Here is a 23,115-nt window from a genome sequence, read left to right as displayed (position 1 = left end):
ACTGCTGTAAAAGCTCTATCCACGCTGCTACTTATAATACGGGATCGCCAAAAAAGCTTCTATTCACACCGCTTTTCACAATATGAGACCACTGAGAAGCTCCATCCATACCACTTTTCACAATACGGAACCGCTGAAAAGCCCCTGTCCTCGCCGCTTTTATTCCATAACGCCCGCCGAGGCCGGATGCTTACTCCTTGCCTTTATCGCGGTGGGTCGCGCGGGAATTGTTGCCGATCTTGCACAGATGCTCGTTGATCATCTCCGCAAACAGGATGGAACGGTGCTTGCCGCCGGTGCATCCGATTGCGACCACCAGTTGGCTCTTGCCCTCCTTGGCATAGAGCGGCACCAGAAAATCGATCAGGTCGATGAGCCGCGACAGCAGCTCGTTCGACTGGTCAAAGCTCAGCACATAATCCCGCACTTCCACATCCAAACCGGTCTTGTGTTTCAGCTCCGGGATATAGAACGGGTTCGGCAGGCACCGCACATCGAACACCAGGTCCGCATCGGGCGGGATGCCGTATTTGAAGCCGAACGACATACAGTTGATGTACAGGCTGTCCTTCGTATTCTCCAGAAACAGGCTGACAATCCGCTCCTTGAGCTGGGAAACCGACAGCAGAGAGGTGTCTATGACATAGTCGGCGTTCATGTTGACCGACTTCAGCATCTCCCGTTCCCGCTGGATCGCCTGTTCCAAAGAACAGTACATGCTGTCCATCAGCGGATGCTTGCGGCGTGTCTCCTTGAACCGGCGGATCAGCACCGTGTCGCTGGCGGACAGAAACAGGATTTTATAGTCGATGTTCTTCTCCCTGAGCCCCTGCAGCCCGGCGAACAGCGCGTGGAACATGTCGCCGCTGCGCACGTCGGCCACCAGCGCGATTTTATCCATCTTGCCCTGGGACTGCACACAGACCTCCGCAAATTTCGGGATCAGCTCCGGCGGCATATTGTCCACACAGTAAAAGCCGATATCCTCAAGCGCAACCACTGCGCGGGACTTTCCGGCGCCCGAAAGGCCGGTCACAATCAAAAACTGCATACCTTCACTTCCAATCTATCGGATCGGTCTCCATTCTTCCTCTGTTTTATCTCTTCGGGCCTAAAGCCCGATCCCTCTCTTTATCTTCATGGCCGTTCGGCCTGATTCTTCTCTATTTGATGATCTTGACCTCGCATTCGAGCGAGAAGCCGGTCTTTGCAAGCACCACTTCCTGCACGATGCGGATCAGCTCCAGCACATCCTTTGCGGTCGCGCCGTTCTGATTGATCACAAAGCCCGCGTGCTTTTCGCTGACCTGCGCGCCGTTGTGGGAGAACCCTTTGAGTCCGCACTGGTCGATCAGCGCCGACGCATAGGCGCCCTCGGGCCGCTTGAAGGTGCTGCCCGCACTCGGATATTCCAGCGGCTGCTTGGTTTTGCGGCGGTGCATCAGATCGTCCATCCTTGCACGGATCGCATCCCGGCCGCCCTTCTCAAGCTGCAGGACCACCCTGGTGATGCAGCATCCGTTGTCGGTGTAGGCGCTGTGCCGGTAGGAAAGCTGCAGGTCATCCTTTTCAAGGCTGCCCGCTTCACCGTCCGGCGTGACATGCTCACAGCGGCGGATGACATCCTTCATCTCCCCGCCGTAGGCGCCGGCGTTCATATAGGCGGCGCCGCCGACTGTGCCGGGAATGCCCCAGGCGAATTCCAGCCCGGTCAAGCCGTGCTGATACGCCACATAACAGACGCGTGCCAGCGGCGTGCCGGCCAGACAGACCAGCGTCGTTCCATCCCGCACCTCGACGCCCGAAAAATTGGCGCTCAGGATCATGACAACCCCCTTGACCCCTTCGTCCGAAATCAGGACATTGGAACCCTTGCCGAGCAGGGTGCAGGGAATCTCCTCCTCATAGCAGCGCCGGATGACATACCGCACCGCCTCTTCATCCCGCGGCCTCACAAGAAGCTGCGCATTGCCGCCGATGCGGAAGGTGGTAGCGTTTTTCAGCGGCGCGTCGAGCTTCGCCGCGCAGTTCCGCCCCTCAAATTCCTCGCACAGTGCACTGTAATCCAAATCCACAACACCCTTTCATCGATCATTCCGTCAAACCCGGTTCGATATTCCTATTCTATGCAAGGCCGTTATCCGGCCGATACTTTTCCATGATTATGATAACAGATATCCGCCCGTTTGTCAAAAAGAACCCTGCGCCGCTTCATGGATTTTTCCCGCTTTCCACCGGCATATAACCGGACATCCATATTGATACAATCAGTCTGTTTTTGTCTTTCCAGTTCCATTTGCATCTTTTTTCACACAACCCTGTCCCTGCCGACTCGGACATATGCAATCACACCGTCCGCCTTTGTATGTGCACAATAATCCTGCAGAACTTTTATCTGCTGTCTCAGCGCATTCAGGTCTGCCTTTGCATACACGATGATCATGCCCCCATTCAGCGCTGCCGCGCCAATGTTCCGCCCGACAGTCTTCCGATATCCGGCGTTCTGCTCCTGTGCACCCGGCGTCCACCTTACGGTATGTAAATAGAAAAAGTGTATCTCCACTTAAGAAGATACACTTTTTTGACGGTATTTATGCCAGGTTTCCCAAAAAAGCGGAGCCGATGATGCCGGCGTCGTTGCCGAGCTTCGCGGCGACAAGCTTGGTTCGCTTGTTCGGGTCCTTGTTAAAGTCTTCTTTCGCGATCTTTTCACGCAGCGGCGCTAAGAGGGTTTCCCCTTCCTTGCTGATTCCGCCGCCGATGCAGAGAATTTCCGGCTGAAAAATATTGATGCAGCTTGCGAGACCGTACGCCATATAGTTGACATACTCGTCGACCGCTTCGGTCGCGGCCTTGTCGCCGAGCCGCATGCCGTCGTACGGGATCCTGCCGTTGACCTTTTCGATATCCCCTTCTGCCAGCTCCCAGAGCTTGGAATCCGGATTCTTCTTCATATGGTCCTTCGTGATGTTGATGAGCCCCGTCGCGGAGCAGTACGCTTCAAAGCATCCCTTGCGTCCGCAGGTGCAGTCGCGTCCGCCGTACACAATGCCCATGTGTCCCAGCTCCGCGCCGGCATAGTTGAAGCCGCTGTAGATCTTGCCGTCGATGATGATGCCGCTTCCGACGCCGGTGCCCAGCGTGATGACGATCGCATCCCTGCAGCCCTTCGCGCTGCCAGCCAGGATCTCCGCATAGGCCGCCGCATTCGCATCGTTTTCCAAATAGACCTTTTTATGAACCCGATCCTCCATCATGCCGACCAGTGGCACATTGTAGAAGTCGAGGTTGCCGGAAAACTCCAGCACGCCGGTCGCCTTATTGGCAATGCCGGGGGAGCCGATTCCAATCCATTCGATCTGATCCATCGTCACGCCGGCGTTCTCCAACGCCAGATGCGTGGCCTTTACCATATCGTCAACGATCTCTTCGGCAGGACGCGGCACATTGGTTTTGAGCTTTCCCCTGCCCACAATCTCATATTCCTCATTCACCACGCCGACTGCAATATTGGTGCCTCCCAGGTCAATCCCAACATAATACTTCATAGTAACTCCTCCACGCTATTTCATTTTTTCTCTTCTTTTGTATGCCAAAAAAGCTTGAAACTGCTCTTCATCACCATTTAAAATAAGCTCCTGCGGGAAATCAATTTCCTTCAGTAAATTTACAGAATTTTCTATAAAACCGATTTCATATGCGAAGTGCGCATCAGAACTGAGGACGACTGGAACTTCATACCGTTTACAGGCTTCCGCAATCCGTCTGCAGTTTTCTTTCGCGCCCCTTCTTGCCGAAAAGGAATGTGCATTGATTTCCACGATTTTATGATGCTCTTTAAAGGCCCTGATCACCGGGTCCAGCTCGAACCGGAAGCGTTCATCCCCGGCATGTCCGATACAGTCGACATACGGGTTCTCCGCGATACGCAGATACGCTTCTGTATGGTCTTTCACCGTAGACGGCGGGAAGGTCGGCTCGTGAAACGATGCGATCACCCAGTCAAGCTTTCTGAGCAGCGAATCCGGCAGGTCGAGCTTTCCGCCGGTATCCAGGATGTTCGCCTCCACGCCCTTCAGGATTTTGACGCCGTCAATCTCAGCGGGCAGGGTCTTCAGGTTCGAAAAATGCCAGATGTGCGGGGCGTCCGGCATGGCCACGCCGTGGTCGGTGATGGCCAGATAGGAAAGCCCTTTTTGTTTGGCCGCCTGCGCGTTTTCCAGCACAGTGCTGTACGCATGCGACGACGCAATGGTGTGACAGTGTGTCTCTGCGATAATCTTCACGTCTGTCGGTACCTCCGTTTACAGATAGGATGGCAGGCATACTGCTTCATCAATAGGCGTCCCAGTCCACCGTTGTAACCTTCGGTATCCCCTCGGACATGCCGAGCTTTTCAAGCAGCTCATACGCCGCGTTGTAGCCCATCTTCTTCTGGCGGTTGTTCATCGCCGCCACCTCGATAATGATCGCGAGGTTTCGTCCCGGCTTGACCGGAATGGTCAGGCTCGGCACATCGATTCCCAGAATCTCGGTATATTCGTTCTCCATGCCCATCCGGTCGTACACCTTTGTGGCGTCCCAGTTTTCAAGCTGGATGACCATGTCGATCTTCTCCGTGACCTTGATGGAGCCCATACCGAAGATGCGGCGCGCGTTGATGATGCCGATGCCGCGCACCTCCAAAAAATGCCGGATGTTTGCCGGGGACGAACCCACCAGCGTTTTGGAGGAAACCCTGCGGATTTCGACCGCGTCGTCCGCAATCAGCCGGTGTCCGCGTTTGATCAGCTCAATCGCTGTTTCGCTCTTGCCGACGCCGCTCTCGCCCAGCAGCAGGATGCCCTCACCGTAAACCTCGACAAGCACGCCGTGCCTGGTCACCCGCGGCGCAAGCTCCACATTCAGCGTGGAGATCAGCGAGGACGAGAAGGTCGAGGTTCCCTCGTTGGTCCGAAGCAGCGCGACGCCGAATTCCTTGGCGTCGCTCATCATCTCGTCGAAGATGTGCAGTCCTCTCGCAACGATGACCACCGGCGGCTTCAGCGCCATAAAACCGCGGATCGCGTCCTGCCTTGTCTGAGGGTCCAGGTTTTCAAGATATCCGGTTTCGGCCTTGCCGATGATCTGGATACGTTGCCTGTCATAAAATTCAAAAAATCCCGCCAGATGGAGTCCGGGCCGGTTGATATCCGCGCTGGATATCTTGATCTCGTCCGCCTCCTTGGGCAGATGGATAATCTCCAGTTTAAAGGCATCAATCAGTTTCTTCAGTGATACCGTATAGATAACGCTCATGTTGCACCCTCCTCGGCAGACCGGTCCGGACACCCAGACAGGCCCTGCGATGACATATCCGCCATACCGCGCATGCGGACGGTTTTCAATTTCAAGAAAACGCGCTCCGCCGCATGATTATCAATTTCGTTGTATATCATGTTTTATTATACACCAAGCAGGCTTATATTTCAAATAATTCTTACGATATTTTTCGATTTTTTCATGACTGGGGCAAAAGCATTCCTTTTTGGGCTTCATCTGCAGGGCCAGGGAATCCCGCCGAAAGGGCCGCGCGGCGTTTTAACCGGCGCTTTTAAGAGGCTGGAATCCATGCCTGCCCGTTAAAGGGTTCAGCCGCCTTCCGCCATCAGCTGGGATCGAAAAATCGTCATTGTCCGGGATGAAAAAACGGTATGCTTTTTATTTATGCACATACTTTCCTTCATGAACAAACCCCGCTGCAAACGCAGGTTAGAATTTACATTCTGCCGCTTGAATTCGGCGCGCATTTCCTGTAAGGTAGAAGGCATGGAAAGCCCGTCCATACGGGTGATTTCCCCTTGTCGTCGGACTTGTCCGATAGAAAACGAACCTACAGCAATGGAGGGTTATCATGCGCATCGCTTTATTTTCCGACACCTACGTCCCCTATATCAACGGCGTGGTGGAACATGTCAAAAACCTGAAACAGGGGCTCGAGCACTTCGGCCACGAGGTTCTGGTGGTCACCGCCAGCAACGATGAGAAGGATTTCGTCATCCGGGACGGCGTGCTGTACTGCCCTGTCCGGCTCAAAGCGCGCGGCATTTACAATTACCCGATCTTTGAACCGTTTCTGTTTACCGACACCAAACTGAAATATATTATGGATTTTGCTCCCGATATCGTGCACATCCACACCGAATTCGGCATCGGGGAGCTTGGACGGATGGCCGCCGCAAGGCTCAACATCCCGGTCGTCTACACCATCCACACGATCTACAACAACGATTATTTAAACTGCTATCTGCCGACCAAGCTGCTGATCAAGCCGTCCAAAAGCATGCTGTACAAGGTCATCAAGCGCTATGCCGAGCATGCCGACGCGATCACCGGCCCGTCGGAAAAATCGCACGAGTTCCTGCGGGAGGTCGGTCTCGAAAAGGAGATGGCCGTCATCCCGAACCCGGTCAATCTCGAAAGCTTCGACCGCGCCAAAATATCCGAAGAAGCGCGTGAAGCGTTCCGTGCGCATTACAACATCCCGAAGGATGCGTTTGTGGCCTGCTTTGTCGGAAGGCTCGGCATCGAAAAGGGCGTGGACACAATGCTCAAGCTGCTGGCCGACAAGATCGTGCCGCAGGACAACTTCCATCTGGTGCTGTTCGGCGACGGCCCGGTCAAGGACGAGCTCGAATATCTCGCGGCGGAGTTGGGCATCGGCCCGATGGTGACCTTCACCGGCATGCTGCCGAATGAGAAGCTTCCGTCCTGCCTGAGCGCCTGCGATACCTACATCACCTGTTCACTGAGCGACACCAACTCGATCTCGATGCTCGAGGCCATGGCGATGGGGCTTCCCGTGCTGCATCTGTACGACGAGATCAACAAGGACCAGGTGACCGACGGCGTCAACGGCTATTTCTTCCGCAGCGCCGACGAATTGTATGAAAGGATCAAGCTGCTGCAGGGGATGACGCCGGACGAATTTGAACAGTTCCGCTCAACCACCATCCAGTCGGTGCAGAGCAAAGGCCCGGACGCGCTTGCCCGGCATCTGCTGGATATCTATGAGCCGCTTGTGGAGAGCGAGGAGAACAACAACTCACAGCCGCGGCGTTCCCTGGTGAAGAAGGGCTCAGACATCATCGCCAACAGCCTTTCCGAGTTTTACAACAAGCTCAGCGGACAGTGATTGCCGACAGCGACCGTGTTCGGTATCTGAGCGGTGGATAGAACCGGCGAACATCCCCGCTGGACGATATCCTGTATATAAAAAAGCCCGCCGATTTGCCGGCGGACTCAGCAGCGGCACAAAAGGCCTGCGGAATTTCCGCAGGCCTTTCTCTATGATATCATCAAATATTATTCAATATCTCCATCCGGCTCCAACAGTCCGTAGTTGCCGTCATTTCTTCTGTATACAACATTGATCTCCTCGGTATGCACATTGCGGAACATGAAGAAGGAATGTCCCAGGATATTCATCTGCAGAATGGCCTCTTCCTCATCCATCGGCTTGATGTAGAACTTTTTGTTGCGGACGATTTTGTACTCTTTGCTGTCCTCAACCTCGCCGACATCGTAATCCTCCAGTTCTTTCATGAAGGCATTGTCATGTGTGCGTTTGGAGAGCTTCGTCTTGTTCTTGACAATCTGTTTGACAAGCATGTCCACAACCGCTTCGAGGGAATCAAACATATCCGGGGTTGTTTTCTCCGCACGGAAGGTCATGCCGTGCGACTTGATGGTGATCTCGACGGTCTGCCGGTCTTTTTCAAGGGATACAATTACCACTGCTGTCGTGTCGTCCGAGAAAAAACGGTCCAGCTTTTTAAGTTTTCTCTCGACTCTTTCTTTAAAGGAATCTTTCAGTGTTACTTTTCTTGCTGTGTAGGTTATGTTCATAAATTACACCCCTTTCGCGGCGTTTGCCGCGTTTCTTGTGCTTGTACACAAAACCTGCCGGATACCCGGAGGGCGTTGTCCGCCCCGTTACAGACGCACCTGAAGACTGGCGACTATAACTAAATTTTGTAATGTTATTGTATCATATTTTGTTGAGAAAGTAAAGCGAAACACAGATATTTCTCAAGTTTTTATGTGATCGAGCAAAATCCCCGACCGCCGGTCAAAAGCTGTCATGCAATCCCACAACAGAATGATAACACAGGATGTCCAAAAAGCTTGTCAATTCCTCGGTCTTCGTTTATACTGTTAAAAAAGGAGGGATGCTTATGCATGCCAAGCGTTTCGGCGATACGGCCGTCCTGCGGCTGGAGCCTTCCGAAGAGATCATCGCATCGGTCGGCGAAACCTGTGAGAAGCTCGGCATCCGGATGGGCACCGTGAGCGGCATCGGTGCGGTCAGCCGCGTCGCGGTTGGGCTTTACCGGGTGGATGAGAAGCGGTATATCTCCCATTCCCACGACAAGGCATTGGAGATTGTCGGACTCAGCGGCAATGTCACACAGAAGGACGGTTCCGTTTATCTGCATCTGCACGGCAGCTTTGCCGATGAACAGGGCGCGGTAATCGGCGGGCATCTGAACGAAGCGGTGGTCAGCGCGACGGCTGAAATCTTTATCAGAATCATAGAAGGCGACATCTCCCGCTTTGAAGACGCCGAAACAGGTCTGAACCTGATGCGGTTTTAACGCATGTTACACATGGTTTCCATCAGGAAGCAGACAGAAAGCTCAAAAGGATCATCCCGGAAAAGATGGCTGCGTGCCTTTTCCCGCTTCATCTGTTTCGCTGCCGGCAATCTTTTAAAAGGGCCGATGCGGTACAGCGGTATGAAGCGGAAATAACGGCTGTTTTTCGCCCGATTCAGCGGCGCTTTTACATGATCTGAAAAGCAAAACTCTATCTTTGTCCGCGCGGATGATTCCGCCGAAGAATCCTTTATAAAAGGAATGACCTTTCCCATACACATGGGAAAGGTCATTCCTTTTTGCTCATCTCTTTTGCCGCCGCAAGCAGCGCAGCCGGTTCGTTGGGCAGCTGTTCCGCCAGCACAAGCGCCAGCAGCCCCTGCAGAACCTTTCCAATCTCAGGCCCCGGCTTCATGCCGGCATCGATGAGCTCCCCGCCGCCGATGCTAAGATCCTGCAGGCTGAAACACAGCTGCCGCTCCAGCACCTCCTGCAGCAGCAGCTCCAGCTTGCTGAGCGCTGCGAGACGCTCCCTTTGGCAAGATGGCGCCTGTGCAAGGATATCCGCACGCCTGACCGCCAGCAGCGCCCGGAAGTCCTCCTCCCTCAGCCGGTTCAGCCATCGCCGGACCGCCCTGGTATCACAGGGGATCCGGACATCATGGTACCGCACCAGCCGGACGACCCGGTCACTTGTCTTTCGGTCGTACCGCAGCCGTTTCAGGATGGATGCGGCCATCTCAGCCCCCAGCGCCGCATGGTTGTAGAAATGCCCGGTTCCCTGATCATCCACGGTATAACAGGCAGGTTTCGCAATGTCGTGAAACAGCATGACCAACCGGATGACCCGATCTTTTGGGGCTGCGCCGACACTTTTGGCCGTGTGGACCAAAGCGTCGAGATCGTGATAGGGATGATGCTGTTCCAGTCCGGCAAGCGTCCGCAGTTCCGGCAGGAAAACGCTCAGCACATCGGCATATGCTTCGATGACCTGCGGTGCATCATCGCCCAGCAGCAGCTTGTCCAGCTCCTTTGAAATGCGTTCTGGGGCGATCCCGGCAAGCAGTTTCTTCAAATGATGCACGGCCGTTTCCGTTTCAGGATGCAGCCTGAAGCCGAGCACCGATGCGAAGCGTACCGCGCGCAGGATGCGCAGTGCGTCCTCCGACAAGCGCAGCCGGGGTTCCCCTACACAGCGCAGGATTCCGCGCTTTAAATCCTCTGTTCCGCCGAAGAAATCCTGCAGGCCTGTTTCCTCACTGTAAGCCATCGCATTGACCGTAAAGTCCCGGCGTCCCAGATCCTCCCGAAGGCTCGCGGTAAACCGTACGCTGTCCGGCCTTCGATGGTCGGTATAGCTGCCGTCGATGCGGAAGGTGGTGATCTCCAGCGGCATGGAACCGATCACCACGGTCAGCGTGCCGTGCCGCAGGCCGGTCTCAGACACCGGATAATCCGCAAAACAGCGTTTCATCTCATGAGGCTGCGCGCTTGTCGTGATGTCCCAGTCCCCGGGCGTCCTGCCAAGCAGCAGGTCGCGCACACATCCGCCAACCACGTAGGCCTGATGGTGATTTCCACGCAGACAACCGAGTGCCGTACGGACCTCCTCCGGCAGATCGATTGACATGATGACCGCCTCCCGTCTCCATTCTGAGTATTGGAAAAAACATCTGCCGCGCCGGAACGATTGCTCATCCGTGCAGCTTGCGCGTTCATTTCAAATCCCGGTTTTGCTTTTGATCTCTGCCGGGGATTCGCAATCAGCCGGCGGCGCACTGCCGCCTTATTTCTGCCAACGATAAAGATACGCGTACGCCTGATCTAGAATTTCTCTATCCGGCGCTGTTTGCGCAGCTCATACCGCCGAAGCCCCGCTTCCCATTCCTTTTTCTCCTCTTCCGTTTCTATCAGAAGCTTCGGGACCTCGGTTGGATTTTCATTTTCATCCAGCGCCACCATGACAAGAAAGGCGCGGTTGACCAGTTTCTGTGTTCCGTCGAGGGATTCCACAAAGGTCTCGACCCGCACCTCCATGGAGGTGGTGCCGACATAGGTGATCTGCCCGACCAGCACGACCGTGTCGTTTGCGTAGGCGGCCGCCTTGAAATGAAGATTGTCAACAAACACCGTCGTCACATTGCGGTTGCAGTGCCGCCGTGCAACCACCGCCGCCACGACGTCAATCCACTGCACAAGCTGTCCGCCGAACAACCGGTCATAACCGTTGTTGTGCGCCGGCATGATGATCTGTATCTGCTGTGTCCGCGAATCCCGGACATGCTTTGGTTTGAGTCTCTGTTCCATGGAATCCCTCCTGTTTTCTCCGCATCTCTGCGGTTCTTTCAAGATTATGTTACCCATTATAACAGGTAATTCCGGCTAATAAAAGCGGTTGTTATAAAATTTCATGATATCGCTCTGTATTCAGACTAACAAGCCGCAGTAAAGCAATCATCCTTGCACCAGCACAATTCGGACAAATAAAGGCGGAATGCGGTACGAAACGCTGCTTAAAAAAGTCAAAATGCCATAAAGCTTCCGCGGAAGCTTTATGGCATCATTTACTTGATAGGATTTTTATGCTCAACCGTGCAGAGCTTTACTGCGGCGGCTCAATGACATAATCACCAGGGTCCAGGGCGGTCCAGTTCTTCGATTGCGCCCAGGCTTCCAACTTCTCCGGAGGTTTGCCGTTGATGGATGCACTTGGGCCAAAATACCAGGTCCCGTTGCAGTATACCAGCGGCGCCCACCATCCCGCCGCCGAGGTGCCGTTTGTTCTGGCAAAGACCGTGGCGGAGCTCCATCCAGCTTCCACATAGGGCTGGATATAATAGGTCACGCCTTTGTAGGTCAGCGTCGGCCATCCGCCGTTCAGGTCGTAGAGATACCGCCGGAAATGATCGTTGTTAAAATAGGACTTAAGCCCATGCTTCTCCAAATATTTCTGGTAGTCCTCATCCGATGCATAGTTGCCCGCCAGATCGCTGAACTGATACAGCAAAGTTTCCACAATGTCGTCGCCGTGTTTGGTGCAGTAGATCCAGACCTTGTCCTCATCCTCAACCAAGCTGTACCGCCCGCCGCTTGGGCAGGTTCCCTGATACTTTGCAAGAATCGCGTTCAGATCCGCATTGGAATTGAGCATCCTCTCCGCATTCAATTCGCCGTATGCGCTTCTTCGATTGGCCGAACAGGCAGTATCCTGGGCTTTTTTGATCATATCGCTGAAGAATGGAATGGCAATGGCCAGCAGAATCGCGATGATCGCGATGACAATGAGCAGCTCCGTCAGAGTAAATCCCCTTTTTCTGTCCCGTTGTTTTACATAAGAACCATGCATAGAAATTCCCTCCAGACACAAGACCGCTCAGTTGTGATGCAGTTAATCAAAAATCAGTTCAATAAAGTCTGAAACTTTTTTTAGGTGAAAAACAAATACTCTGCGAAGTGAATGATTGTCATCCGGCTGGATATTTTGATGCGTTTCGGTCAACTCATATTCTCCGATAAAATGATAACTTCCGTTCTTCTTATCAAATAACAACAACGGTCTCCCTTGTTTCTTATGGGATAGTACCGCCGTATTTAGATCATACATTTTATTCTCTAAGCTATCTTGATGTCCGGTCCTGCCAATCCCAGTATACATACAATGGTCATATGAACCTTTTGGATAAAAATAATCAGAATACAGCTCCTTTTCATTTTTAAACAACAGGATTGCCTTCGTTTTGCTTGCCAATGTGATTCCGCTTTGAGCATTTCCTCCCAACAGCTTGCTGATCTCTGCTCTGCTTGCAAACGCTTGTCCCTGCGCCAAGGTTGTACCATTCATATCTTTATTCCCATTCAATTGTGGCGGTCGGCTTCGGTGAGAGATCATAGCACACACGGTTGACATGCTCCACCTCATGCAGGATCCTGTCGGTGATCTTCAGCAGGACAGGCCAGTCAATCTGTTCAATGGTGGCCGTCATGGCGTCCACGGTGTTGACCGCACGGATGATGACCGGATATTCAAAGCATCTGGCATTGTTTTTGACGCCGACCGATTTAAAGTCGGGCACAACCGTGAAGTACTGCCAGACCTTTTTGTCAAGGCCAGCTTTTTCGAACTCCTCGCGCAGGATGGCATCGGATTCCCGCACCGCTTCCAGGCGCTCCTTGGTGATGGCGCCCAGGCAGCGCACACCCAGTCCCGGGCCCGGGAACGGTTGACGGTAGACCATCTCCGCGGGCAGACCCAGCTCCACGCCGCAGGCGCGCACCTCATCCTTGAAGAGCTGTTTCAGCGGTTCCACCAGCTCGAACTGCAGATCTTCCGGCAGGCCTCCCACATTGTGATGCGATTTGACGACCTTGGCCGTTTTGGTGCCGCTCTCGATGATATCCGGGTAGATCGTTCCCTGTCCGAGGAAATCGATGCCGTCGAGCTTTCTGGCCTCCTCCTCGAACACGCGGATAAACTCACTGCCGATGATCTTCCGCTTCTCCTCCGGATCGGACACATCCGCCAGTTTTCCAAGGAACCGGTCGGTGGCGTCCACATAGACCAGATTGGCCTTCAGCTCATCCTGAAACACCTTGACGACGTTTTCCGATTCATCCTTGCGCATCAGTCCATGGTTGACATGGACACAGACCAGCTGGCTGCCGACCGCTTTGAGCAGCAACGCGGCCACTACAGAGGAATCCACGCCGCCGGACAGCGCCAGGAGAACCTTTTTATCCCCGATCTGACGGCGGACCAGCTCGACCTGGTCTTCAACAAAGTTTTTCATATTCCAGTTCGCCTGCGCGCCGCAGGTGTCGAACACAAATGCCTTGAGCGCCGCTTCATCCGGCAGCGATGCAAAGATTCCTTCACATTTTGCGCCGGGATGGTCGACGGCGATGACCGGACAGCCCGCCGTGTAAATTTCATCGCAGACGTCCACTGCCGTGCCGTCCACAACACGGTTTTCTCCCCCGTTCAGGATGACGCCCTTTACATTGGGGAGCGCCGCTAACTCCTTTGCTGTGATATCGTGGGGATAGATCTCGCTGTATACGCCCAAATCACGGATTGCACGGGCCAGCGTGGTGTTCTCCGTACTGCCCAAGTCTAAAATAACGATCATGTCCTGCTTCATGAATCTCCGCCTTTCTTTGTCGATAAAGTTGTAAAAACGCCGCATCCCGGCGTTTTTACACGATAATAGTGTTCTTTATTGTATCGCATATCATCTGTTTTGTCAAACGGATGATATGCGATACCTGGGACTTGCGGCAATGGATATATTTGGTCCCCGACAAATATCTTTCAACCCGGCATCATAATTATAAGCATGGTGTTTTTTACAAATCGAACCGTTGGCTGATGCGGTTCACTGACAACACTGGATTCCTTTTATGCCGGATAAAACACGCAGTTCCAACCGCCATTGCTTTTTAATCGTTATGCTCCTGCAAAGCCAGACAGGATATAATCCGTACCGTTATAATTTTGGGAGCCCAAAGCCTTGTTGGCGATGTGACAATCCAATAAAAACGCTGAACAGATGGACCCAGGTTCATTAAAAAAAGACAACACGAACTATTCCGCGGCAAAACGACGAATACGCTTGAATTTTGTTGCTTTCCGCCTTATAATAGAGGTATATATTTTGATTAGCACCGATTGGTTTTAGAGAGGAACAACTATGAAGCTTGAGGAATTGTATGAAAGAATTGAATCGGATTATGAAGCCGTCCTGAACCGCTTTGGAAATGACGAAGGCATGCTTGAAAAGTTTGTCCTGTATTTTGCCGGCGACCCCGCTTTCCAGAATTTATCAGAAGCAGTCCAAACCTTCAGCTTCGCTGAAATTGAGGGTTACGCGCACACGCTGAAGGGGGTTTCCGGGAATTTGGGCTTTGACAGGCTTCAGGCAGCCTGTTCGGAGCTGGTCTTGTACATCCGTCAAAGCAGATATGAGGAAATCCGGCAGGGTTTTGAAACAGTAAAACAGGAATATGATGCCGTCATGGATGGAATCCATCGGATTCGGTAAACAGCAGCTGGCATCGGGTTCTATTTTCCGGGCGGCGTGCACATTTCGTTGTTCTAAAATTTTTTCGGCAGTCTGGAACTAGGACAATGCCAATCGTTATGATTCAATCATTGTATTTACGTGATATATCGTCTTGATTGCTGAGCGGCCCAGTCTTTTGGAGCATGGAAGTATAACCGGCGGATCATATGCCTACCGGTTATTTTTATGTCTCAGGCAAGGAGAAAAAAGCGATCGCGGCTGAATTCCCCATTTCTCCATGGATCATTGGGAAACCAACAGCACAGCAAGATTCATTCAAGTGGATATCAGCACAACATCAGGAAGGAAGGGTGCTTGTTTGTTAAAAGAAAGAATTAAAAAGAATACAAAAAAACTCTCCAGATGGACCGCAGTTTTGTTGCTGGCACTTCTGATCGTTTTTTACATCATCACCATCGTGAACACCAATACCATTTCAAGCCAGGTGGAGATGATCGGCGATCATCCCTATCCGGTCGCCATCTCCGTAGGCGAGGTGGACACCTATCTCGCCCAGCTGCGCATCCTGCCGGAACGGCTGGTCTATTCGCACACCCCCGAGATGATCAATACCGTACACCAGCATTATGAATCCATCGACGGGGAAGTCCGGGACAACCTCGATTTCATTGTTGAGAAATATATCCATTCTCCCGAAGACGCTTTGCGCCTGAGCGAACTGTACGATTCCCTGCGGGATGAGCAGAACAAGCTGCTCGTCCTCTGTCAGGACCCCGCGTTCACCAGCGAGGACACATCCTCCTTTTTTAAAGAAAATATAGAACCGAAGCTCGATGAAATGAATCAGCTGACCAGCTCCATGATCGACGGTTCCAGGACGACATTTGCAGCGTTTAAAAACTTCGCGCTGGATTCCCGTCTCAACACGATCATTCTCTCGACCGTACTGACGTTGGCCGTCATCGTTTCGCTGGGCGTTTACCTGTATATTCTCAAATGCAAAAGCGAGCATGAGGAGGAGATGCGCAACGCGCTTGCCAGCGCATTGGAATCCGCGCAGAGCGCAAACACGGCGAAATCACAATTTTTGTCCAATATGTCCCACGACATCCGCACACCGATGAACGCGATCATTGGTATGACAGCCATCGCGGGGATGCATCTCGAGGAACCTTCCAAGGTGAAGGATTGTTTGAATAAGATCGCTATTTCCTCCAAGCACCTGCTCGGCCTGATCAACGATGTGTTGGATATGAGCAAGATCGAAAGCGGAAAAATTGCGCTCAACAATGAAGAATTTATCCTGCCGGAGCTTGTCCACAGTTTCGTGACCATCGTTCAGCCGCAGGCAAAGTCGAAAGAACTGGATTTCGACATCAGCATCAGCAACATCGAGCATGAGCGGGTAATCGGCGACACGCTGCGTATCAACCAGATTCTGCTGAATATCATGGGCAACGCCATCAAATTCACGCCATCGGGCGGCAGCGTACATGTAAAAATCTGCGAGCTTCCGCCGCAGCACAAAGGCTATGGAACCTACCAGTTTGTCATCAGCGATACCGGAATCGGCATGTCCGAAGCGTTTCTGGAAAGGCTGTACGAACCGTTTGAACGTGTACAGACCTCCACCAACAGCAAAATTGAGGGCACCGGTCTGGGAATGGCCATCACCAAAAGCATTGTGGACATGATGAACGGGCAGATCGCCGTTCAAAGCGAACTGGGAAAGGGTACGCGCTTCCAGATTACCCTCCATCTGAAGCTGCAGAAAACCGAGGAGGAACTCATCGACTTCAGCGCTTTGCAGGAACTGCGCTGCCTGGTCGTTGACGATGACCAGGATGTCTGTGAAAATACCACCGGACTGCTTGCGGAGATCGGCATGAACAGCGAATGGGTGCTCAGCGGAGCGCTGGCTGTGGAAAAGGTTTCCGAAGCGCATCGGATTCATCGGAATTTCCATTCCATCATCATTGACTGGAAGATGCCGGGCATGGACGGGCTGGAAACTACACGGCGCATCCGGAGCATCGTGGGCGCTGAAACCCCGATTATCATCCTGACCGCATACGATTGGACTGAAATAGAGGACGAGGCGAAGCAGGCGGGCGTGAATGCATTCCTGGCAAAACCGCTGTTCAAGTCGCGCCTTTACCATGTCATGCATGACATCGTTTTTCGTGAACAATCCGAGCCGTCAGCGAAAGCCGCGGATTCTGCTGACAGCCCGCTGGACGGCCGTGTGCTTCTGGTGGAGGACAACCAGATGAATATGGAAATTGCAGAAGAATTTATCAAACGCTGCGGCTGTTCAGTGGAAAAAGCCTGGAATGGGCGCGAAGCCGCCGAAATGGTAAAGAATGCGACGAACGGGTACTACAAGCTGATCTTTATGGATATCCAGATGCCGCAGATGAACGGTTATGAAGCGACACGGCAGATCCGACAGCTCGAGCACGCCCAGGGAAGGGTGCATACGCCGATCGTCGCCATGTCGGCGAACGCATTTGTGGAGGATATCGATTCGGCCTATGCGGCCGGCATGGACGCCTATATCACCAAGCCCGTCGGCATGGAAAAGATTCGAAGCATCCTGCAGCAATATTTGGACGGAAACACCGATACGAACCAGGCTGCCGATGACAGATAACCGTCCCCTGCAGAAGACAAAAAGACGAAGCACAGCGTGTGCATAGGAGGTAGATCATGAAGCAAGGTGTAAAACGAGCGGTTCTGCGGACAATACTGCTTTCGCTCCTGCTCAGCCTGTTCAGCTGGACGCCCGTATATGCAGCCGAAGAAAAGCATCCGGTCGTCAGGGTGGCTTTTCCGCAAAACCCGGGATTCAGCGAAACCCATGAGGACGGCACACGCAGCGGCGTATTCTACGACTGGCTTGTGGAAATCGCCAAATACACCGGATGGGAATATGAATTCATCGATGACGACGCACAGACACTGATGGACATGCTGAAGGTTGGACAGCTTGACCTCATGGCTGGTATGTACTATGTAGAATCGTATACGGATTTTTATTTCTATCCGCGTTACAGCATTGGAAGTACAACCTCCCTTTTGATCAAGCGCAGCGACGACACCAGCATCCAGAGCTTTGATGTGGGCACCTTAAAGGGCAAAACCATTGGGGTATTTAAAAATGCGGTCAATAAAATCAAGCAGTTCGAATATTTTTTATCCTTCAACAGTATTTCCTGTGAACTGCGCTCCTTTGCTGATCCCGACGAATTGGGCAGAGCACTGGACAATGGTGAAATCGACGCGCTGCTGGGCGGAAACTCCTATCTGACAGAAAACCGTTCGGTCGCAGTACAGCTCGGCGGCGAACCGTACTATATCGCCGCATATCTTGAACACACCCAAATCTGCCAGCAGCTGGACGACGCCATCACGAACATCTATACGGCGAATCCAAACTTCGCTTTGGAGACACAGGCCAAATATTTCCCGGATTACTATGACAACACCATCACGCTCTCGGACGAGGACCGTGCGTATATCGAAAAGGCGGAACCGGTGCGGGTTGCGTTGATGAATGACCGGTATCCGCTGAGCTACATCAAAAAAGGGAAGCAAAAAGGAATCTGTCAGGACACCTTTGCGCTCATTTCACAGCAGACAGGCCTGCAGTTTGAATTTGTATACGCCAACAGCTATCAGGAAATGCTTGACCTGGCAGTCTCGGGAAAGGCGGACATTATCGGCTCCTTCCTGGATGAAGAATATTTGGCGCAGAATATAGATATGGTCCTGACCAAAAATTATCTCAGCCTGGATGATGTCATCCTCAAGAACAAAGCTTCGCAATATCCATCCGACGACATCATTCTGGCCTGTGTTGCGGGCCGAAACGTTCCGGATGGAATCACGCCAAGGGAGGTCCGCTATTATCCGACCCCTGCCGATTGTCTCAATGCCGTTGAGAAGGGCGAGGCGGACGTCACCTTCATTCCGTCTTCCTTTGTCGAGGAGCTGTATTACCGGAACTTTTACACGCAGGTGACCATCGTCGCCACCGCTTCCACCAAAAGCGAGGTGTCCATCGCCGTGCCGAAGCCGGTGGATGTGCAGCTCTTCTCCATCCTCAGCAAGGCGATCAACAGTATCCCCGCCTCAGAGATGGACAGCATTGTCTCCCGCAACATGACATCGATGGGCGAATCGACGATGAGTCTCAAGTCCATCATCTATTCCAACCCGGTCGCCTTCATCGCGATCTTAGGCGCTTTTCTTTTCTTAGCCGCGCTGGTGTTCCTGCTGTTCAGCAGGTTTAAGATGAAGAGCCGCGTGATGCAGCTCCAGCTCGAAAAAGCCGAGGAATCCAACAAGGCAAAATCAGAATTCCTGTCACGGATGTCGCATGAAATCCGGACGCCGATGAATGCGATCATCGGGCTGACACAGGTGGCACTGCGTTCCCAGGACGCGCCGCCGGCACTCCAGAAACATCTGGAGGAGATTAAGTCCTCTTCACAGTTCCTGCTGTCTCTGGTCAACGACATTCTGGATATGTCCAAAATTGAAAGCAGCAAGATGCAGCTTCTGCCCGCGCCGTTTAAGCCCCGCACACTCATCGAGGATGTGGAAAGCATGATCCGCGTGCAGACCGAAAAGCAGAAGCTTCACCTGATCATCCAGTGCGAGCTTCAGCACGAATGCTTTTTGGGCGACGGGCTGCGCATCAAGCAGGTGGTGCTCAACCTGCTGTCCAATGCCGTCAAGTTTACAGGACCGGATGGAGAAATTGTATTGACACTCAAGGAGCTCGAATCGGACGACACACAGGCCAAACTGTTCTTCAGTGTGAAGGATAATGGAACCGGCATCGATCAAAAGGATCTGGAGCGCATCTTCCAGTCCTTCGAGCAGGGCTCCGGCACCAGCAAAACCGGACAGCCGGGTACCGGGCTGGGACTTGCCATCAGCAGCAACCTAGTGCGGCTGATGGGCGGGGAGCTTTCCGTTGACAGCACTCTGGGCGAAGGCTCTTTGTTCTATTTCAGCGTCTGGCTGCCAGTGGCTGAGCCATTTGAAGAGCAGGCATCCTCCGAAATCTCCTGCAGCTTCGAAGGCACAAGGATTCTGCTGGCGGAGGACAACGACCTGAATGCCGAAATCGTCTCCTATATGCTGGAAACCGAGGGTGTCAAGATCGAACGCGCCGCCAACGGCCGGATTGCCGTCGAAATGTTTACAGAGCATGCCGCCGGGTATTATGACCTGATTCTGATGGACATCCAGATGCCGGTCATGGACGGACTTTCGGCGACCGGGGAAATCCGCTGCTGCGGCCATCCCGACGCTGAAACGATCCCGATTGTCGCGATGACCGCCAACACCTTCAAGGAGGATCAGGACAAGGCCATGAATGCCGGCATGAACGGATTCATCCCGAAGCCGTTTGAGATCGACCAGCTCTATGAGGTGATCGGAAGCCACCTTCGAAATCGGAATGGGCAGGACGATGCCTAGATTCATATGCCGTTTCCTGTGATACATAGGCCAAGATGTTCTTCCTTCCAAAAAAGCGGAATACAAAGTCACAGGGAATCCCCTGTCCGGCAGTTCCGCAAGGTCCGCACCGCATCTCCAGGATATTCGGGCGGTCCTGCGGATCAGCTGAATCGATAAAAAACCCGCATTCCGGCAGAACTGCCGGAATGCGGGTTTTCTGATATGGCTGAAAGTTACGCGCGGGAGATTTATGGCGGCATCCGCCGAGCTGATGCGATGGGTTAAACGGGCATCCAGAGGTTTCTCAGCATCCAGACGGCGTCCTGCATGCCGCGGCGGTAGAGCACCTCCATCTGGCGCTCGTAGCTTGCACTGATCTCGAACAGGATTTCATCGACGAATTCCCGTTCCTCCTGTCTCAGATTGGTGGTCAGCATCTCATCCAGATGCCTACTCCGCTGCCTGTAATACTGGTATTCCGTCGTCTCCTTGTGCTCTTGGAGCGCGCGTTCCATCAAATTTTCCACAATTTCATTCCATGCTTTGCTGTTCGTCATAGGATATCTTCCTTTCAAATGTCGTGCAAACCCCCTTGAAAGAAATTACAGCGCATGGTATAATATTTACGCTGTAACATCTTTTTAGATGATTGCGGTGTTAGGAAGTGGCTTTGCTTTGTGAGGGGCAGCCGCTTCCTTCATTTTTTGAGGTCAGGCTTCATACGTTTAATCCCGCGCCTTACGGTCTCCGCAATGGACACCGCTTCCTGTTCACAGTAACCGTCAAGAATGTCTTTTGACTCTTGATCCAGCTTCACTGTGACCTTATAAGTTTTGGGATTATCAGTTTTCGGACCTCTTTTTTTACCTACGTACAGAATGACACCTCCTTTAATAGGTCTGTATTAATTATTATATAATAAGTCCGACCATTTTGTCAATGGGTGGAGATAAAAAAGGCAGATATTCGGAAGAATATCTGCCTCTTTAACACTTATCAAAATTCTAATGTTTAGAATATGTACTATGTAGAAATTAATCCTATTAAAAAATGTAGTTAAATTATCAACATCAATAACTAGACAAATATTTTTTATTCTTAGCATAGTCATATAGGCAACGTGTAATATCTTCCATAATTATATTTGTCTTACTTTCCCACTTTTCGTACTCTTGTTCTGTTACACCAGAACGAAAATTCCCATGCGCTATTGAATTACGCCTATTCACCAAACCATCGATATCACTTTTATATTCTTTAAACAAATCGACCGGCAAACCGATTTTATACAAATTTTTTTGTAATACAATATACCATAAATTTGATCCTATATCTATTATCTGATCATCTATTGACAATATTTCCAACTTAAACTCTTCAATCTTTTCCATTAAATCAACTCTTCTAAAAAAACGATGCAACTTAGAATCCTCGGGTAATTCTCTTTTAAAACATTCACATTTTCTATCTAAATTATCATATGCCTGAAACTCTTTGTGCATTCCTGTAACTAATAGATTGGTATTAACCTCCCTTCGTTTGAGTAAAAGAGAGTTAAGATGTTGAATATATGTTTGTATACTGATTTTAACATAACCCTCAAAATGTGAATAAAGAATGAGAACCAAGCTTTTTCTATAACGTTCCTTTTCTGAATCAGTAATATTACTTAATTGGTTTTTAAAAAAGGCTAGTTCTTCTTGACGCCATGCAAGCTCAGTCTCAAGATTTGCTCTCAGCTCATTTGCCGTCAAGTACTTCTCTCACTCCCTCCGTAAACAATCGAATTCGAGTTTTAATTCCATTTACGCTTCCAGTTTTATAAGATTTAATTTCATCTCCAAACTTAAGATCATTTATACGTTCTACTATTTTACCTATACAATTAGATTTTTCAATCTCGTCAATCATGGTAGCTAAAGGAATAGCTATACCGTCAAAATAATATAAAACAAACTCATTTCGAACTGTTCCATTTCCAGTTTTTCCAGAAAACGCATCACATCCCCAATGATCATTTATAAATTTAAATGTATGTTTAAAAATATGTTGTTCTTTTGTATAATTAAAAGCAATTTCATCTTTAGTCATTTTTTCAAGATATCTAGTTAAATACTCTGTTACTGGATACCTATAGTTATCAATATCATTTTTTATCGCAAAGAATCTTAATGCCAACTCTTGGTCATCTCGTATGTTGAAACGGTCATCTCCAATTCGGCTTATTACTGATTTAAAGTTATTATTTTGACTACAATCTTCTAAAAAATCTATCGCTTTTGATCCTAATAATCTTATTGTGCAATTCCTTATTTCTTGGGCAGATAATAATTCACCTCCCGTATTTAAACGTTTAAACATGTGATATTTTAAGGCAATTTCACTCTCTTTTTTTATAACTTCCATTCGCACAAAGCTTCGTTTTAACTTAATCTGGAGTGCTTTAGGTAAATCATTAAATTTTAAACCATTTAAGTCTGGTACAATATCGCACCCCTGCAAAATCAAATAATCATCTTTGCTATTCCCTAGCTTCTCTCCTCTGAAATGAAGATAGCTAGAAATTCTTTGTAACCCATCAATTAACTCATAAATTCCATCATCAGTTTCGATTACGAAAATAGGTGGTACTGGCATTTCCAGTATTAATGACTCTACAAAACGCGATTGTTTCTCTTCTTCCCATCTAAACATTCTTTGATAATCTGGAGAAATGGTTAATTCTTGATTTTGATACATATCATAAAGCTCATTAAATGATACATCCAAACTCTTAGTCCTTATTTTTATTATTTGACTATCTACATTTTCAATTAAATTTTCGATATTCATTTTTGCTCCTCTAAATACTAATTATAATTTAGATTTGTCACAATACAAGCAACGTTATTCCCACTCGGCAAATAAAAGTCGATTCTAAACAATTTTGTTTAGCGAATTTGATTCCATTTGATAGGATATGATACCAGTTATCCTTATCCCAA

At 50.8% G+C, this 23,115-nt stretch carries 20 protein-coding genes; 5 read left to right on the top strand and 15 right to left on the bottom strand.

Translation table 11 applies throughout. The annotated features are described in order from the left end of the window. Nucleotides 1–190: 190 nt before the first annotated feature. From rapZ to hprK, 5 genes are all read right to left on the bottom strand, one after another. Nucleotides 191–1,051 (bottom strand): RNase adapter RapZ, encoded by an 861-nt coding sequence (rapZ, locus tag BN348_RS03185; protein WP_040196133.1) that lies wholly within the window; start codon nt 1,049–1,051, stop codon nt 191–193. Nucleotides 1,052–1,163: 112 nt separating this feature from the next. Beyond that, nucleotides 1,164–2,069: a UDP-N-acetylmuramate dehydrogenase gene (murB, locus tag BN348_RS03180; RefSeq protein ID WP_052446665.1), complete on the bottom strand. Its 906-nt coding sequence runs from the start codon at nt 2,067–2,069 to the stop codon at nt 1,164–1,166. A 522-nt stretch (nt 2,070–2,591) separates the two neighbouring features. Further along, a complete protein-coding gene (locus BN348_RS03170; protein WP_040196128.1) occupies nt 2,592–3,548 on the bottom strand; it encodes an ROK family protein in 957 nt (318 codons plus the stop codon). Nucleotides 3,549–3,563: 15 nt separating this feature from the next. Continuing rightward, nucleotides 3,564–4,286 (bottom strand): phosphatase, encoded by a 723-nt coding sequence (locus BN348_RS03165; protein ID WP_040196126.1) that lies wholly within the window; start codon nt 4,284–4,286, stop codon nt 3,564–3,566. Nucleotides 4,287–4,335: 49 nt separating this feature from the next. After that, on the bottom strand, nt 4,336–5,298 hold the full coding sequence (gene hprK / locus BN348_RS03160; protein WP_040196125.1) for an HPr(Ser) kinase/phosphatase: 963 nt from the start codon (nt 5,296–5,298) through the stop codon (nt 4,336–4,338). A gap of 595 nt (nt 5,299–5,893) precedes the next feature. Between hprK and BN348_RS03150 the strand changes: the two genes are divergently transcribed. After that, complete coding sequence (locus BN348_RS03150; RefSeq protein WP_052446664.1) at nt 5,894–7,174, top strand: glycosyltransferase; 1,281 nt, start codon at nt 5,894–5,896, stop codon at nt 7,172–7,174. Nucleotides 7,175–7,344: 170 nt separating this feature from the next. Here BN348_RS03150 and hpf read toward each other — a convergent pair whose 3' ends face one another. Then, on the bottom strand, nt 7,345–7,887 hold the full coding sequence (gene hpf, locus BN348_RS03145) for a ribosome hibernation-promoting factor, HPF/YfiA family (protein WP_040196122.1): 543 nt from the start codon (nt 7,885–7,887) through the stop codon (nt 7,345–7,347). Nucleotides 7,888–8,216: 329 nt separating this feature from the next. Between hpf and BN348_RS03140 the strand changes: the two genes are divergently transcribed. Continuing rightward, the gene (locus BN348_RS03140) at nt 8,217–8,636 is read left to right on the top strand and encodes a PPC domain-containing DNA-binding protein (RefSeq protein WP_040196210.1); all 420 of its coding nucleotides are present in this window, start codon (nt 8,217–8,219) and stop codon (nt 8,634–8,636) included. On the opposite strand, the gene BN348_RS03135 is transcribed toward BN348_RS03140, so the two are convergent. The 6 genes from BN348_RS03135 to guaA all read right to left on the bottom strand — a co-directional run bounded on the left by BN348_RS03135 (nt 8,633) and on the right by guaA (nt 13,774). Then, nucleotides 8,633–8,917 (bottom strand): hypothetical protein, encoded by a 285-nt coding sequence (locus tag BN348_RS03135; RefSeq protein ID WP_040196121.1) that lies wholly within the window; start codon nt 8,915–8,917, stop codon nt 8,633–8,635. The two genes, BN348_RS03140 and BN348_RS03135, sit on opposite strands and share 4 nt — an antisense overlap. A gap of 8 nt (nt 8,918–8,925) precedes the next feature. Continuing rightward, nucleotides 8,926–10,266 carry a CCA tRNA nucleotidyltransferase gene (locus BN348_RS03130; RefSeq protein WP_040196120.1) on the bottom strand — a complete coding sequence of 447 codons (1,341 nt, stop codon included), beginning with the start codon at nt 10,264–10,266 and terminating at the stop codon, nt 8,926–8,928. 194 nt (nt 10,267–10,460) lie between these two features. Beyond that, nucleotides 10,461–10,943, bottom strand: a complete 483-nt coding sequence (locus BN348_RS03125) for an acyl-CoA thioesterase (RefSeq protein WP_040196118.1) — start codon at nt 10,941–10,943, stop codon at nt 10,461–10,463. A gap of 295 nt (nt 10,944–11,238) precedes the next feature. Next, nucleotides 11,239–11,982, bottom strand: a complete 744-nt coding sequence (locus tag BN348_RS12915) for a prepilin-type N-terminal cleavage/methylation domain-containing protein (protein WP_052446663.1) — start codon at nt 11,980–11,982, stop codon at nt 11,239–11,241. 42 nt (nt 11,983–12,024) lie between these two features. Then, nucleotides 12,025–12,477: an SRA domain-containing endonuclease gene (locus BN348_RS03115; RefSeq protein WP_040196117.1), complete on the bottom strand. Its 453-nt coding sequence runs from the start codon at nt 12,475–12,477 to the stop codon at nt 12,025–12,027. 4 nt (nt 12,478–12,481) lie between these two features. Next, nucleotides 12,482–13,774, bottom strand: coding sequence for a glutamine-hydrolyzing GMP synthase (gene guaA, locus BN348_RS03110; RefSeq protein ID WP_040196115.1), 1,293 nt, complete (start codon nt 13,772–13,774; stop codon nt 12,482–12,484). Nucleotides 13,775–14,323: 549 nt separating this feature from the next. On the opposite strand from guaA, the gene BN348_RS03105 reads away from it, so the two are divergent. From BN348_RS03105 to BN348_RS03095, 3 genes are all read left to right on the top strand, one after another. Beyond that, nucleotides 14,324–14,674, top strand: a complete 351-nt coding sequence (locus BN348_RS03105; RefSeq protein ID WP_040196114.1) for an Hpt domain-containing protein — start codon at nt 14,324–14,326, stop codon at nt 14,672–14,674. Between the two features lie 397 nt (nt 14,675–15,071). Next, the gene (locus tag BN348_RS03100) at nt 15,072–17,309 is read left to right on the top strand and encodes a response regulator (RefSeq protein ID WP_197068270.1); all 2,238 of its coding nucleotides are present in this window, start codon (nt 15,072–15,074) and stop codon (nt 17,307–17,309) included. Nucleotides 17,310–17,365: 56 nt separating this feature from the next. Next, entirely contained in the window at nt 17,366–20,149 is a 2,784-nt protein-coding gene (locus BN348_RS03095) for an ATP-binding protein (protein WP_052446661.1), read from the top strand. 263 nt (nt 20,150–20,412) lie between these two features. Here the strand turns inward: BN348_RS03095 and BN348_RS03090 are convergent, their stop codons facing one another. From BN348_RS03090 to BN348_RS03080, 3 genes are all read right to left on the bottom strand, one after another. Then, nucleotides 20,413–20,688, bottom strand: a complete 276-nt coding sequence (locus BN348_RS03090; RefSeq protein ID WP_040196113.1) for a hypothetical protein — start codon at nt 20,686–20,688, stop codon at nt 20,413–20,415. A 513-nt stretch (nt 20,689–21,201) separates the two neighbouring features. Beyond that, a complete protein-coding gene (locus BN348_RS03085) occupies nt 21,202–21,885 on the bottom strand; it encodes an MAE_28990/MAE_18760 family HEPN-like nuclease (protein WP_040196112.1) in 684 nt (227 codons plus the stop codon). Continuing rightward, entirely contained in the window at nt 21,872–22,963 is a 1,092-nt protein-coding gene (locus BN348_RS03080; protein WP_040196111.1) for a DUF262 domain-containing protein, read from the bottom strand. Before BN348_RS03080 ends, BN348_RS03085 begins: the two co-directional genes overlap by 14 nt. Between the last annotated feature and the right edge of the window lie 152 nt (nt 22,964–23,115).

The organism is Candidatus Soleaferrea massiliensis AP7 (assembly GCF_000820765.1).
In the GTDB taxonomy this organism is placed as follows: domain Bacteria; phylum Bacillota; class Clostridia; order Oscillospirales; family Ruminococcaceae; genus Soleaferrea; species Soleaferrea massiliensis.
This window is presented reverse-complemented; position numbering and strand designations above follow the sequence as displayed.

What these genes read in the sequence shown, in the direction of transcription:
- rapZ (WP_040196133.1), bottom strand. Translation starts at nt 1,051, where the DNA reads ATGCAGTTTTTGATTGTGACCGGCCTTTCGGGCGCCGGAAAGTCCCGC.
- BN348_RS03170 (WP_040196128.1), bottom strand. Translation starts at nt 3,548, where the DNA reads ATGAAGTATTATGTTGGGATTGACCTGGGAGGCACCAATATTGCAGTC.
- hprK (WP_040196125.1), bottom strand. Translation starts at nt 5,298, where the DNA reads ATGAGCGTTATCTATACGGTATCACTGAAGAAACTGATTGATGCCTTT.
- BN348_RS03150 (WP_052446664.1), top strand. Translation starts at nt 5,894, where the DNA reads ATGCGCATCGCTTTATTTTCCGACACCTACGTCCCCTATATCAACGGC.
- hpf (WP_040196122.1), bottom strand. Translation starts at nt 7,887, where the DNA reads ATGAACATAACCTACACAGCAAGAAAAGTAACACTGAAAGATTCCTTT.
- BN348_RS03140 (WP_040196210.1), top strand. Translation starts at nt 8,217, where the DNA reads ATGCATGCCAAGCGTTTCGGCGATACGGCCGTCCTGCGGCTGGAGCCT.
- BN348_RS03135 (WP_040196121.1), bottom strand. Translation starts at nt 8,917, where the DNA reads ATGTGTATGGGAAAGGTCATTCCTTTTATAAAGGATTCTTCGGCGGAA.
- BN348_RS03130 (WP_040196120.1), bottom strand. Translation starts at nt 10,266, where the DNA reads ATGTCAATCGATCTGCCGGAGGAGGTCCGTACGGCACTCGGTTGTCTG.
- BN348_RS03125 (WP_040196118.1), bottom strand. Translation starts at nt 10,943, where the DNA reads ATGGAACAGAGACTCAAACCAAAGCATGTCCGGGATTCGCGGACACAG.
- BN348_RS12915 (WP_052446663.1), bottom strand. Translation starts at nt 11,982, where the DNA reads ATGCATGGTTCTTATGTAAAACAACGGGACAGAAAAAGGGGATTTACT.
- BN348_RS03115 (WP_040196117.1), bottom strand. Translation starts at nt 12,477, where the DNA reads ATGAATGGTACAACCTTGGCGCAGGGACAAGCGTTTGCAAGCAGAGCA.
- guaA (WP_040196115.1), bottom strand. Translation starts at nt 13,774, where the DNA reads ATGAAGCAGGACATGATCGTTATTTTAGACTTGGGCAGTACGGAGAAC.
- BN348_RS03105 (WP_040196114.1), top strand. Translation starts at nt 14,324, where the DNA reads ATGAAGCTTGAGGAATTGTATGAAAGAATTGAATCGGATTATGAAGCC.
- BN348_RS03095 (WP_052446661.1), top strand. Translation starts at nt 17,366, where the DNA reads ATGAAGCAAGGTGTAAAACGAGCGGTTCTGCGGACAATACTGCTTTCG.
- BN348_RS03090 (WP_040196113.1), bottom strand. Translation starts at nt 20,688, where the DNA reads ATGACGAACAGCAAAGCATGGAATGAAATTGTGGAAAATTTGATGGAA.
- BN348_RS03080 (WP_040196111.1), bottom strand. Translation starts at nt 22,963, where the DNA reads ATGAATATCGAAAATTTAATTGAAAATGTAGATAGTCAAATAATAAAA.